The organism is Marinococcus halotolerans DSM 16375 (assembly GCF_000420725.1).
GTDB lineage: Bacteria > Bacillota > Bacilli > Bacillales > Marinococcaceae > Marinococcus > Marinococcus halotolerans.
Genome location: NZ_ATVM01000004.1, coordinates 119,040 through 130,772 on the forward strand (window position 1 = coordinate 119,040; position 11,733 = coordinate 130,772).

The 11,733-nt window shown below is 46.3% G+C and carries 15 protein-coding genes; 13 read left to right on the forward strand and 2 right to left on the reverse strand.

Going from position 1 to position 11,733, the window contains the following annotated elements; genetic code table 11:
- Positions 1 to 114: 114 nt before the first annotated feature.
- From noc to G548_RS0104495, 3 genes are read left to right on the forward strand one after another with little or no spacing between them, the layout of a single operon-like run.
- Positions 115 to 957, forward strand: coding sequence for a nucleoid occlusion protein (noc, locus tag G548_RS0104485; protein WP_022792952.1), 843 nt, complete (start codon positions 115 to 117; stop codon positions 955 to 957).
- Positions 958 to 997: 40 nt separating this feature from the next.
- Complete coding sequence (locus G548_RS0104490; protein ID WP_022792953.1) at positions 998 to 1,771, forward strand: ParA family protein; 774 nt, start codon at positions 998 to 1,000, stop codon at positions 1,769 to 1,771.
- A complete protein-coding gene (locus tag G548_RS0104495; protein ID WP_022792954.1) occupies positions 1,752 to 2,600 on the forward strand; it encodes a ParB/RepB/Spo0J family partition protein in 849 nt (282 codons plus the stop codon). Before G548_RS0104490 ends, G548_RS0104495 begins: the two co-directional genes overlap by 20 nt.
- Positions 2,601 to 2,675: 75 nt before the next feature.
- On the opposite strand, the gene G548_RS0104500 is transcribed toward G548_RS0104495, so the two are convergent.
- Positions 2,676 to 3,134: a GNAT family N-acetyltransferase gene (locus G548_RS0104500; RefSeq protein WP_022792955.1), complete on the reverse strand. Its 459-nt coding sequence runs from the start codon at positions 3,132 to 3,134 to the stop codon at positions 2,676 to 2,678.
- A gap of 366 nt (positions 3,135 to 3,500) precedes the next feature.
- On the opposite strand from G548_RS0104500, the gene G548_RS0104510 reads away from it, so the two are divergent.
- A complete protein-coding gene (locus G548_RS0104510) occupies positions 3,501 to 4,211 on the forward strand; it encodes a DUF554 domain-containing protein (RefSeq protein ID WP_022792957.1) in 711 nt (236 codons plus the stop codon).
- Here the strand turns inward: G548_RS0104510 and yyaC are convergent.
- Positions 4,149 to 4,871, reverse strand: coding sequence for a spore protease YyaC (yyaC, locus tag G548_RS17365; RefSeq protein WP_022792958.1), 723 nt, complete (start codon positions 4,869 to 4,871; stop codon positions 4,149 to 4,151). The two genes, G548_RS0104510 and yyaC, sit on opposite strands and share 63 nt — an antisense overlap.
- Before the next feature lie 208 nt (positions 4,872 to 5,079).
- On the opposite strand from yyaC, the gene G548_RS0104520 reads away from it, so the two are divergent.
- From G548_RS0104520 to rplI, 9 genes are all read left to right on the forward strand, one after another.
- Positions 5,080 to 5,268 carry a DUF951 domain-containing protein gene (locus G548_RS0104520; protein ID WP_022792959.1) on the forward strand — a complete coding sequence of 63 codons (189 nt, stop codon included), beginning with the start codon at positions 5,080 to 5,082 and terminating at the stop codon, positions 5,266 to 5,268.
- Between the two features lie 154 nt (positions 5,269 to 5,422).
- Positions 5,423 to 6,523, forward strand: coding sequence for a redox-regulated ATPase YchF (gene ychF / locus G548_RS0104525; protein WP_022792960.1), 1,101 nt, complete (start codon positions 5,423 to 5,425; stop codon positions 6,521 to 6,523).
- Between the two features lie 138 nt (positions 6,524 to 6,661).
- Positions 6,662 to 6,949 (forward strand): 30S ribosomal protein S6, encoded by a 288-nt coding sequence (gene rpsF / locus G548_RS0104530; protein WP_022792961.1) that lies wholly within the window; start codon positions 6,662 to 6,664, stop codon positions 6,947 to 6,949.
- Between the two features lie 27 nt (positions 6,950 to 6,976).
- On the forward strand, positions 6,977 to 7,465 hold the full coding sequence (ssb, locus tag G548_RS0104535) for a single-stranded DNA-binding protein (RefSeq protein ID WP_022792962.1): 489 nt from the start codon (positions 6,977 to 6,979) through the stop codon (positions 7,463 to 7,465).
- 44 nt (positions 7,466 to 7,509) lie between these two features.
- On the forward strand, positions 7,510 to 7,746 hold the full coding sequence (gene rpsR, locus G548_RS0104540) for a 30S ribosomal protein S18 (protein ID WP_022792963.1): 237 nt from the start codon (positions 7,510 to 7,512) through the stop codon (positions 7,744 to 7,746).
- A 152-nt stretch (positions 7,747 to 7,898) separates the two neighbouring features.
- Complete coding sequence (locus tag G548_RS19130; RefSeq protein WP_022792964.1) at positions 7,899 to 8,036, forward strand: hypothetical protein; 138 nt, start codon at positions 7,899 to 7,901, stop codon at positions 8,034 to 8,036.
- A 250-nt stretch (positions 8,037 to 8,286) separates the two neighbouring features.
- On the forward strand, positions 8,287 to 9,225 hold the full coding sequence (locus G548_RS0104550; protein ID WP_022792965.1) for a YybS family protein: 939 nt from the start codon (positions 8,287 to 8,289) through the stop codon (positions 9,223 to 9,225).
- Positions 9,226 to 9,237: 12 nt separating this feature from the next.
- Complete coding sequence (locus tag G548_RS0104555) at positions 9,238 to 11,208, forward strand: DHH family phosphoesterase (protein ID WP_022792966.1); 1,971 nt, start codon at positions 9,238 to 9,240, stop codon at positions 11,206 to 11,208.
- Positions 11,205 to 11,648 carry a 50S ribosomal protein L9 gene (rplI, locus tag G548_RS0104560; protein WP_022792967.1) on the forward strand — a complete coding sequence of 148 codons (444 nt, stop codon included), beginning with the start codon at positions 11,205 to 11,207 and terminating at the stop codon, positions 11,646 to 11,648. Before G548_RS0104555 ends, rplI begins: the two co-directional genes overlap by 4 nt.
- The last annotated feature ends 85 nt before the right edge of the window (positions 11,649 to 11,733 follow it).

Consider the following 11,733-nt stretch of genomic DNA (forward strand, 5'->3'; position numbering starts at 1 on the left):
CTCACGGCTCATTCGACAACCCTTAGAAACGTGATAGAATGAAAATAGCAAATGTACGAACTCAACGAGTGAAGCATCAAGGGCCGCAGTTTTTAAGTGAGGTGATATACGGGTATGAAACAGTCTATTCAAAAATGGTTCGGCCTGGGGGACAACCAGGCCGAAAAAAGCGGCATTAATGAACACGAAGTCAAAATGATTCCTATTCATCAAATCATGGCCAATCCTTTTCAGCCGCGTACGATCTTTTCAGATGAAAAGCTTTCGGAACTAGCCCAGTCGCTGCAGACGCACGGCCTTCTACAGCCAATAACAGTCAGAAAGCAGTCCGGCGGCTATGAAATTATTGCTGGCGAAAGGCGCTGGCGCGCTTCGCAGAAGCTTGGATGGAAAGAGATACCGGCACTGGTGAAAGAATTTAATGACACCCAGACGGCTTCAATTGCGCTCATTGAAAACCTGCAGCGGGAAGCATTAACAGCGCTTGAAGAGGCAGCCGCATATGCCAGGCTGCTGGAAATGAACCAGCTTACACAGGCGAGTCTGGCGCAGCGGCTGGGGAAAAGTCAGTCCACCATTGCTAATAAGCTTCGTCTTTTGCATCTGTCTGAATACGTTCAGGAGAAGCTCTCCGAAAAAGAAATTACCGAACGGCATGCCAGAGCACTTCTGAAGCTGCCGGAGGCGGAGCGTCAGGATCGTATCGTTGATGAAGCCATTGAAAAGGACTGGAACGTAAAACAGACGGAAGATAAGATTGCGGCGTTGCTTGATCCAAAGCCGAAAAAGACAAAGCAGCCGAAAAAACACGTATCCAGGGATACCCGTATTGCCTTAAATACGATCCGGGAGTCGATAGACATGGTGACAAAAAGCGGCATGGCAATTGATACGGATGAAGAAGACTATGATGGTTATTATCAGGTGACCATTCGAATACCAAAATCGAAGCAGTAAACAAGAAGAACAGCAAGGAATTGGGAAAGTAGGTGTATCGATGGCAAAAACTGTTGCTATCGCCAACCAGAAAGGCGGCGTTGGGAAAACAACAACAGCAGTGAACATTAGTGCCTGTCTGGCACATGTGGGTCAGCGGGTGCTTCTCGTAGACATTGACCCGCAGGGCAACGCCACCAGCGGGGCCGGCATTGAAAAAGGGGACGTTGAAAAATGCGTATATAACGTCCTCGTTGAAGATACAGATATTCGTGATATTGTCCGGGGCACAGCTTTGGAACAACTGGACGTAGTACCTGCCACTATACAGCTGTCTGGGGCAGAAATTGAACTGGTCTCCACCATTTCCCGGGAAATAAGGCTGAAAAATGCGTTGGAGGATGTGGCTGCGCAGTACGACTACATAATAATCGATTGCCCGCCCTCCCTTGGACTTTTAACGATCAACGCGCTTTCCGCTTCGGACTCGATTTTAATCCCTGTGCAGTGTGAGTACTACGCCCTGGAGGGATTGAGCCAGCTGCTCAATACGGTCCGGCTCGTCCAAAAGCACTTAAATCATGATCTGGAAATCGAAGGGGTCCTTCTTACAATGCTCGACGCAAGGACCAATCTTGGATTTCAGGTTATAGAAGAAGTGAAAAAATATTTTCAGGAAAAAGTATTCGAAACGATCATTCCCCGGAATATACGTCTTGGGGAAGCTCCAAGCCACGGTCTTCCAATTATTATGTATGACGCAAAGTCTAAGGGTGCCGAGGTCTATTTAGAATTAGCAAAGGAAGTGGTTGCTGGTGGCCAAAGGTCTAGGTAGAGGATTGAACGCTTTTTTCCCGGAAGAAACAGGCGGCAACGAAGATCAAATCACTGCCGTACCAGTACAGGAATTACGGCCGAACCCTTATCAGCCGAGAAAACAATTTGAACAGGAAGCAATTGAAGAGCTGAAGCACTCTGTGGCGGAGTTCGGGGTTTTGCAGCCAATTCTCGTCCGCAAAAGTATTAAAGGGTACGATATTGTTACTGGAGAACGGCGGTTCCGTGCTGCCTCAGCGGCAGGTTTAAAAGAAATTCCGGCGATCGTAAAGGATTTAAGCGATGAGCGGATGATGGAAGTCGCGTTAATTGAAAATCTGCAGCGCGAAGACCTGAATCCATTAGAAGAAGCCCATGCGTATCAGCGTCTGGTGGATTCCCTCAGTATTACGCAGGATGAACTGTCCAAGCGGCTCGGAAAGAGCAGGCCGCACATTGCCAACTATATCCGGCTTCTGCAGCTTCCGACAGAAGTGCAAAAGCTTGTTGAGACCAAGGAGATTTCCATGGGGCACGCCAGAACGCTTCTTGGATTGAAAAAGAAAGAGCTGGCAGTGAAGGTGAGCGAACAAATTGTCAAACAGGCACTCAATGTCAGGCAGACGGAAGCTCTTGTTCAGCAGATGAACGAGGGTGTTCCACGTGAAACAAAGCAAAAACAGCCGGCCTCTCCTTTCCTTGAACAAAAAGCGGAGGAGCTCCAATCGTATTTTGGTACCTCTGTTTCTATTCAGCAGGGAAAAAATAAAGGAAAGATTGAGATCGAATTCTTTTCGGACGAGGACCTGGATCGGATTCTTCAGCTTCTGAGTGAAGAAAAAGAATAGAGCAAGGGCTTCCGGTTCATCAACCGGGAGCCTTTGTAATTTGTTTGGTCCCAAAGATAGAAGCCGGTGAAGATATCAGGAATAGGAGGAATGGCGCTCAAGCACCACTATTGGGTGCCCGTCGGAAAGGCTGAATGTGCGGGTAATGGCAAACCCGAACGAATAGTAAAGGTCGATTGCCGGCTGGTTCTTTTCGCTGGTGCAGGCGTAGATTAAAGTATCGAGATGATGATTTAATAGATATTTCAGCAGATAAGAGGCAAAGCCCCGCCGGAAAAAATCCGGGTGGACGACGAGCCGTGTAATTTGCAGTTTTTTCTCTTGATATTCATAAGCAATAAAAGCGCGTAGCTCGCCTTCCACAAAGTAGCCGATAAAGGTTTCCTTTGATGAACGGATAGCTTCCACGGTTTCATTCAGAGCAGGAATATCAAAATTGTCTATAAGCAAAGCTTCTGTATAATAGGACTGCTGTTGCAAAGCAAGTATACTTTTAGCGGTATCGTATTTGTGATTAGGTAAGAGGATGATCATCATAATCTCTCCTTAAAATGAGAGAAGCGGAATGAACGATAAAAGACATCAGCTATGTAACCTTTGCCGTTTAGGGCAAGCCCGCTCCAGTTCATTTTGTAGTAAAATATTTAAAGCTCACTTGTTACTGAAAAAGGGGAGCGCACATTTTGGCGTTTATGCCATTCTTTGAGCAAAAAGGAAAAAATTTTTATTTAATAAGAATAAAGCGGAAAAATACACAAATAACACCCAAAAGAACAATGGAGGGAAAAAACGAGCGACGCTTTTGGCAGCTGGACAGCTTTTTATCAGCGTACCTTCAAAATCTTTAAAGAGTATACATAGGGAAATAAAGAAACAAACGGGAAAAGGGAGCGGACATTTATGGTGCTGACTGGAACATTGGTCAACGGAGTGACTATTATTATTGGATCGTTAATGGGGTTATTGTTTCACCGCATACCAGAAAGAATGAAAACTACTATTATGCAGGCGCTCGCGCTTGCAGTTGTTCTTCTCGGGATCCAGATGGGGCTGCAGACAGAGCAATTTTTAATTGTCGTAGGCAGTCTGGTGACTGGAGCCTGGGCAGGAGAGCGTCTGCGAATCGAAGACGGGCTGGAATCAATTGGCCAGTGGGTGGAAAAACGAATGGGAAGCCGGGGTACAGAGAATACAGTAGCCAAAGGTTTTGTAACTGCCACGCTGGTATATGTGGTGGGAGCGATGGCAGTACTTGGAGCAATGGACAGCGGTTTGCGCCAGGAGCACGATGTTTTATTTACAAAATCGATGCTCGACGGGTTTTCTGCGCTTATTTTTACAACGACGATGGGGATTGGTGTGCTATTTTCGTTTATTCCGGTTGTTATTTACCAGGGGTCCATTGCTCTTTTTGCTGTCCAGATTGACAGGCTGGTGCCGCAGGAGGCCATGGATACCTTTATTACTGAAATGACGGCTACTGGCGGCGTGATGATTATCGCTATTGGATTAAAGCTGGCAGGCCTTTTAGAAATCCGGGTGGCAAATCTACTTCCGGCGATACCGATGGTGGCTTTTTTTGTGTTTATTATCCGTCTGTTCGGCGGATGAAGCCTCCCGGAGAAAGCGCGCATGGTCGTCGTCATTGTGGAAAGTTACCGGAGGGGTGGTGGCTTCTTCCTCCTGAAAAACATGCTGCTTTGATATAGACTGATCGGCGAGAAGGAAGCTTTCTGCTATTAAAGAAGCCATCGTGTCGATAGTATACAGGCGGGTATTTTGCAGGACAAAGTACTCCATCATTCCACTGACGTTTACTATCCCGTTAATATGCATATCTCCAACCACAGGGAGCTTCTTTTTCATGGCAGCTCCCGGAGTTACTCCCCCTTCATTCAAAGTAACTTTTCCTACATTCTGAAGATAGCCAAGACAGGCGTCCACAGCGATAATAAAAGCATGCGGGTGCTCTGCTTCGATGATGGAGAGCGTCTCTTCCAGATTAACAGCGTGGACCGGGTACTGGAGAGTGCCGTATATATAAAAGTTTTCCAGTTTTTTGTCAAGAAGCTTGCTTCCGGTTAATGGTCCGAGAGAGTCTCCGGTGGAGCGGTCTGTGCCAATACAGACCAGGATGATATCTTCATCTGTGACACGCTCCCGGAGATGGCCGGAGAGGCATTCCGCCAGCTCTCCAGCACTGCCGGGCTCATCCATGCTGACGTGGCAGTGAGTGCGGTAAGCTTCACGTGAAACAGCTTTTTTCCCCATAACAGATAACTCCTTTCCAGAATTCTCCCCAAAAATAATTGTATTAGCCTACTATACCCGCGTTTGGATAAAAATAACTGGCATATTTAAGCAGCAGCCGTCCTGAACAGTAAGATAACAGTTTAATTGAGGTTTTTGACGGATTACGATAGGATAAAAAGTATCGAATCATTCAGGTGAGATGAAAAGAAAGGAGAAAACGGGACTCATGGTGGAAAAGCAGCCTTTTGATATCAATAGTATTGTGGAAATGAAAAAACAGCACCCGTGTGGTGTGAATCGCTGGAGAATTATCCGGATGGGCGCCGATATCCGGATTAAATGCGAAGGATGCGGGCACAGCGTTATGCTTCCAAGAAAAGAGTTCAGTAAAAAGGTAAAAAAGGTGCTCGAATAATTCCCGTAAAGCCGCTCTTGTTGTCGCAAAAGTGAAATTATACTATACTCAAAGCAATATACTAACGATAAAGAGTTGCTTTTCAGGACAGCTGCGGTTGTCCTCTTTGTTATGTTTAGAGAAATATTAATTGAAAGAAAGAAGGAAATAATAAATGGCTTTAACTACAGGTATAGTCGGACTTCCAAACGTTGGGAAGTCAACATTGTTCAACGCGATCACCCAGGCAGGGGCGGAGTCTGCCAACTATCCGTTCTGCACTATCGACCCGAACGTAGGTATTGTGGAAGTTCCGGACAGCAGGCTCGAACAGTTAACAAATATGTTTCAGCCGAAAAAAACAATTCCTACCGCATTTGAGTTTACAGACATCGCCGGCATTGTAGAAGGAGCGAGCAAGGGAGAAGGGCTCGGCAATAAATTCCTTTCGCATATCCGGGAAGTGGATGCGATCTCCCACGTGGTACGCTGCTTTGACAGTGATGACGTCACCCACGTTTCGGGAAAAATAGATCCGATCCATGATATTGAAGTAATTAACCTTGAACTGATTCTTGCAGACCTTGAAACGGCGGAAAAACGGATTGATAAAGTAGCTAAGCTTGCTAAATCCAAGGATAAAGACGCCATGCAGGAGCATGCGGTACTCGAAAAGATTGTCGAAGCATTGAAAGAAGAGCAGCCCGTGCGCAGCCTGGAATGGACTGAGGAAGAGCTGAAAATCGTTAAAGGCTTCCAGCTTCTCACGATGAAGCCGGTGTTATACGTAGCCAACGTCAGCGAAGACGACTTAATGGAAGAAGAAGACAATGAACACGTCTCCCGCGTTAAAGAATTCGCAGCAGCCGAAGGGGCAGGCGTTGTAGTTATTTCCGGGAAAATTGAAGAAGAGCTTGCAGAGCTTGAAGGAGAAGAAAAAAGCGAATTCCTTCAGGACCTCGGCATCGAAGAGCCGGGGCTGGACCAGCTGATCCGGGAAGCTTATTCCCTGCTTGGCCTGCAGACGTACTTTACTGCAGGTGAACCTGAAGTACGAGCATGGACGATCCGCAGGAATACAAAAGCCCCTCAGGCGGCCGGGGTAATTCACAGTGATTTCGAAAAAGGCTTTATCCGTGCTGAGGTTGTCGGATATGAGGACCTGATGCAGGCAGGTGCAATGAACAGCGCCAAGGAAGCAGGCAAAGTAAGGCTTGAAGGCAAGGAATATATCGTTAAGGACGGCGACGTCGTTCACTTCCGCTTCAACGTTTAATTTTTCTGGCTGAAATATTGTAAAATGAAAGTCAAGCTGATATAATTTTAACTTGCGAGTTAAAAACGGATAAGCGTTTTTTGCTCCTTGTTCTTTTCCAGTGGAAAAGAGCCGAAGACCAAAAGGAGGTGACGCAGCATGCGGAATTATGAGGTACTTTACATTATCAGCCCGAATGTTGACGAAGACGGTGTGAAAAACACTATCGAACGGTACAACAAGATCTTAACGGATAACGGCGCTGAAATTGAAAAAGTAGACGAAGTAGGTAAAAAACGTCTCGCATACGAAATCAACGATTTTCGTGACGGGTATTACGTTGTAACCTACATTAAAGGCACCGCGGACGCTACCAACGAATTTGACCGTCTGGTTAAAATCGATGATAACGTAATCCGCCACTTAGTTGTTCGTAACGACGACTAATTTCATTAACAATCAGGAGGGGTTTAAATGATAAATCGTGTCGTGTTAGTCGGTCGGCTGACCGCGGACCCTGATCTGCGTTATACCCCGAACGGCGTAGCAGTCGCTAACTTTCGCATTGCGGTAAATCGTCCATTTACCAACCAGCAGGGCGAACGCGAAGCAGACTTTCTTAACTGCGTCATTTGGCGGAAGCAGGCAGAAAATGTGGCCAATTACTTGAAAAAAGGCAGCCTGGCCGGTGTAGATGGACGTATGCAGAGCCGGAGCTATGAAAATCAGGAAGGCCGTCGTGTAACGGTAGTAGAAGTTCAGGCGGAGAGCGTACAGTTCCTTGAACCGCGCGGAGCATCCGGAGGCGGAGGTTCTTCGCAGGGCGGCGGCTATTCTCAGCAGCAGAACAGCCAGAGCTCAGGTTCAGGCCAGCAAAATCGTGATTCGTCCAATTTAAACGATGATCCGTTTTCGGATAACGGGCAGCCAATCGACATTTCAGATGACGATTTGCCATTTTAAAACCCCTGAGAGCATAAACAATCTTTTATAAAGGAGGATAAACAATGGCAGCAGCAGCACGTCGTAGAGGAAAAAGACGGAAAGTTTGTTACTTCACAGTAAACAAAATTACCCATATTGATTACAAGGATACAGAACTCCTGAAGAAGTTTATTTCAGAAAGAGGAAAGATCCTTCCACGCCGCGTAACTGGTACAAGTGCGAAATATCAGCGTAAGCTGACCCGCGCTATCAAGCGTTCCCGTCACGTAGCCTTGCTTCCTTTTGTGCGCGAGCAGTAAGGACAGCATTAAAACACCCTTTTTCAGGCCGGGCGCCTGGGAAAGGGTATTTTAATGTGTGGAAACTGGCTGCATGTTTAATCAGCACCCTCCCCGGGGTATAAATGAAGTAATCAATGAAGCTTTTTATATACTGGGAAGGAGGTCTTCACATGGACATTCAGTCTTATATTACGAAAATTAATAAACAGCTTGAAGAACTGAAGCAGGATGATATTCAGGCCAAGGATGAAAACATAGAAGCGGAAATACCAAACGATTCTTCTTTCAAGCTGCCAAATGAAGAATAAATAAAAGTTCTGCTGCAGATAAATAAACGAAATAAGGCGCTGACGGAAGTCAGCGTTTTTTAGATATGAACAGCCTTTGACTATTCGGCTGTTCGTCTTTCTTTTTGAAAAGGAATAAGCTAAAATGAACGAATGGAATTTCCATGAATACGAAGGGATGAAGGCAGCACTGGGATGGTGTCAGAGTAAAAGTAATCGGTCGGCTGCTGTACATTTATTTGACTGCCTTTGTAAATGAGGTGAACGTGAAGTGAAAAACGCTAGAAGTGTTGCAGAAGCAGCCGTCTTTAGCGCGGTTTTCCTGGTGCTGGTACTGCTGTTGATCTTTGTGCCGGTCGTGGGCAGTATATTAACGATAGCGATGCCGCTTCCGTTTATTATTTTTGTGGCAAGAAACGGATGGAAGCCGGGCATTTTTATGTTTATCGTCTGTGCGCTGCTTGCTACTCTGTTTACGGGCGGAATTGGTTTTCCGACTGCGTTGATTTTCGGCCTTGGGGGGATTGCGGCAGGCGCGCTTATTCATCAAAGAAAGCCTGCTTTTGCCGTTTTTGCTGCAGGAACTGTGGCATATATAACCGGCCTGGTTTTATTTTATTTGAGTTCGGTACTTCTTTTTAATATTGATCCGGTTCAATTGATCCAGCAAACATTGAATGATTCTATTTCCCAGGCGAGAAGCATGATGGAGAGCATCGATCAAAATACGTCGAATCTGGATGCCTTAGCCGAGATGGTTACGCTGATTCAATATATCGGCCCGGTGCTCCTTATTGGTACAGGCATTATTCTTTCATTTATAACCCAGGTGTTCGCTCATGTCATTTTGAAGCGTGTCCGGATGGACTATCAGCAGTTCCCGGCTTTTCGAAACTGGAACTTTCCGAGATCGCTCATATGGTATTATTTGACGGGTTCTATATTTATTCTGATCGGGCTTGAAGAAGGTACAGCTATGTATATTGTTGTCATGAACCTTTTTCCTCTCCTGGAGCTGGCTGTAGCGATTCAGGGGTTTACTGTGATCTTTTATTTTTTGCATGCTAAATCCTATCCAAAATACTACGGGGTTCTCATTATTGTCGGGAGTATATTATTATCAACAATAGCATTATTTTTAGCCCGCATTTTAGGTATAATAGATTTAGGTCTAAACTTGAAGCAACGCATTCAAACCGACACGAAGTAGGGGTTGAGTTACATGCCGAAGTTTTTAATACGGCGGTGGTACGGCTATCATATCGTCGGATTGTTCATATTAGCCGGAATAGCACTTGCCTTTCTCACCTGGTTTCAATGGGAAATAGGGGCGGTAGGATTTATCCTGCTCGGAGCTTTGGCTATTTACGTTATCCAGGCAGAGCGTTCATTTGAAAAAGAGCTTGAACGGTATATATCTACGCTGACCCACCGTGTGAACAAGGCAGGAGAAGAAGCGGTTACTGAAATGCCTATAGGCATCCTTCTGTATGACAAGAATTATCAAATACAGTGGGCGAACCCCTTTATCCTTTCCTATCTGCCGAAAGAATTCATGGGAAAGCCGATCGGTACTGTATCTGAACGTCTGGCTGCAGCGATCAAGCAGGGGGAAAGCGAAATACACTTAACGATCAGAAATCGTCATTATACCGTGTATATTCACAGCGAAGAGCGGCTGCTGTATTTCTTTGATATGACTGAAACGACAGATATTCAGGCAATGTATCAAAAAGAGAAATCAGTCGTTGCATTTATTTATTTAGATAATTTCACCGAAGTTACCCAGGGCATGGATGATCAGACAAGAAGCCGGCTGATGAGTCATGTGACTACCGCTTTGAATGAGTGGGCGGGGGATCATGACATTTTACTGCGCAGCATCGCTGTAGACCGGTTTATGGCTATCATGAATCAGGATGCTCTCGATCACCTCGAGCAGACGAAATTTGAACTGCTCGATTACGTACGTGATATTACGAGTAAAGAGAAGGTGACCATCACCCTGAGTATCGGTATCGGGGCGGGAGAGCCGTCTTTGCAGGAGCTTGGTTCGCTCGCCCAGTCCAGTCTCGATCTCGCACTCGGACGCGGCGGCGATCAGGTAGCCATCAAGGAGGCGAACGGGAAGGTACGCTTTTACGGCGGGAAGTCCAATGCTGTTGAAAAGCGTACCCGGGTGCGCGCCAGGGTTATTTCCCACGCACTGCGGGATTTTGTTCTCGAAAGCGATCAGGTTATTGTGATGGGCCATAAGAATCCGGATATGGACGCTATTGGCGCTGCGATTGGCGTGCTTAAAATCGCTGAAGTAAATAATACAGATGCGTACGTCGTCGTGGATCCGGATGAAATTAACCCGGACGTGAAAAAGCTGATGGAAGAAATCGAAAACCATGAATACCTGTGGTCTCAATTTATTACGCCGTCAGAAGCAATGGATGAAGTGACAAAGCATACGCTGCTCGTCGTCGTGGATACACATAAACCATCCATGGTTATTGAGCCGCGGCTGATTGACCGCGTGAACCGTACGATTGTTCTTGATCATCACCGCCGGGGAGAAGAGTTCATTGAAGATCCGGTGCTTGTATACATGGAGCCGTATGCTTCATCTACAGCCGAGCTTGTAACGGAGCTTCTGGAGTATCAGCCGAAAAAGCTCAGCATGGATGTGCTTGAAGCAACGGCAATGCTTGCAGGCATTATTGTGGATACGAAAAGCTTCGCCATCCGAACAGGATCGAGAACGTTCGACGCAGCCTCATTTTTAAAAATGCACGGGGCCGATACGACGATGGTACAGATGCTGTTAAAAGAAGACCTCGACCAATATGTGGAGCGGTCGCACCTTATCGAACGGGCGGAGGTCTACCGTGACGGCATGGCTGTTGCCGCCGCTGCGGAAGACGAAATGTACGGGCAGATTTTAATCGCTCAGGCAGCGGACACGCTGCTTACGATGAATGACATCAAAGGTTCGTTTGTGATATCTAAGCGTCAGGATGATAAAATTAGTATTAGCGCCCGTTCGCTTGGCGAAGTGAACGTGCAGTTAATAATGGAAGCTTTAGGCGGAGGCGGTCATTTAACGAACGCGGCCACGCAGCTGACCGATGCTACGATTGAAGAAGCGGAAAAACGCCTGAAGCAGGCCATTGATGAATATTTGCAAGGGGGCACATCCGAATGAAAGTCATACTGAAACAAGACGTAAAGGGCCAGGGAAAAAAAGGTGAAGTTGCAGACGTATCTGAAGGATACGCCAGAAACTATTTATTAAAGAAAAACCTTGCCGTGGAAGCTAGCAAGGGCAATCTGCGGGATCTGGAAGCTACGCAGAAAAAACAAAAAGAACGTGAGCAGGAAGAGCTTGAGCAGGCGAAGAAGTTTAAGGAGCAGCTTGAAAAAACAGACGTGGAGCTTACTGCCAAAGCGGGAGAAGGCGGCCGTTTGTTCGGAGCGGTTTCCACAAAACAGATTGCTGAAAAGCTGAAAAGCATGAATATGAAAGTGGATAAACGCAAAATAGAAATTGACCAGCCAATTCGTTCACTTGGCTACACAAAAGTACCGATTAAGATTCATCCTGAAGTCACAGCTGTCGTAAACGTACACGTGACGGAAGAGTAACAGCTGCGTGGATGAATGAAGAGCCTGTTTCCCCGTCATAAACAGAGGGTAAGAATCAGGCTCTTTTTTTCAACACGTTCTATCG

Excerpts from the sequence above, each read along its gene's own strand:
- yyaC (WP_022792958.1), bottom strand. The coding sequence starts at position 4,871 with ATGGGGAAAAAAGCTGTTTCACGTGAAGCTTACCGCACTCACTGCCAC.
- rpsF (WP_022792961.1), top strand. The coding sequence starts at position 6,662 with ATGCGGAATTATGAGGTACTTTACATTATCAGCCCGAATGTTGACGAA.
- noc (WP_022792952.1), top strand. The coding sequence starts at position 115 with ATGAAACAGTCTATTCAAAAATGGTTCGGCCTGGGGGACAACCAGGCC.
- G548_RS19130 (WP_022792964.1), top strand. The coding sequence starts at position 7,899 with ATGGACATTCAGTCTTATATTACGAAAATTAATAAACAGCTTGAAGAA.
- G548_RS0104500 (WP_022792955.1), bottom strand. The coding sequence starts at position 3,134 with ATGATCATCCTCTTACCTAATCACAAATACGATACCGCTAAAAGTATA.
- G548_RS0104490 (WP_022792953.1), top strand. The coding sequence starts at position 998 with ATGGCAAAAACTGTTGCTATCGCCAACCAGAAAGGCGGCGTTGGGAAA.
- G548_RS0104520 (WP_022792959.1), top strand. The coding sequence starts at position 5,080 with ATGGTGGAAAAGCAGCCTTTTGATATCAATAGTATTGTGGAAATGAAA.
- ssb (WP_022792962.1), top strand. The coding sequence starts at position 6,977 with ATGATAAATCGTGTCGTGTTAGTCGGTCGGCTGACCGCGGACCCTGAT.
- rpsR (WP_022792963.1), top strand. The coding sequence starts at position 7,510 with ATGGCAGCAGCAGCACGTCGTAGAGGAAAAAGACGGAAAGTTTGTTAC.
- rplI (WP_022792967.1), top strand. The coding sequence starts at position 11,205 with ATGAAAGTCATACTGAAACAAGACGTAAAGGGCCAGGGAAAAAAAGGT.
- ychF (WP_022792960.1), top strand. The coding sequence starts at position 5,423 with ATGGCTTTAACTACAGGTATAGTCGGACTTCCAAACGTTGGGAAGTCA.
- G548_RS0104510 (WP_022792957.1), top strand. The coding sequence starts at position 3,501 with ATGGTGCTGACTGGAACATTGGTCAACGGAGTGACTATTATTATTGGA.
- G548_RS0104555 (WP_022792966.1), top strand. The coding sequence starts at position 9,238 with ATGCCGAAGTTTTTAATACGGCGGTGGTACGGCTATCATATCGTCGGA.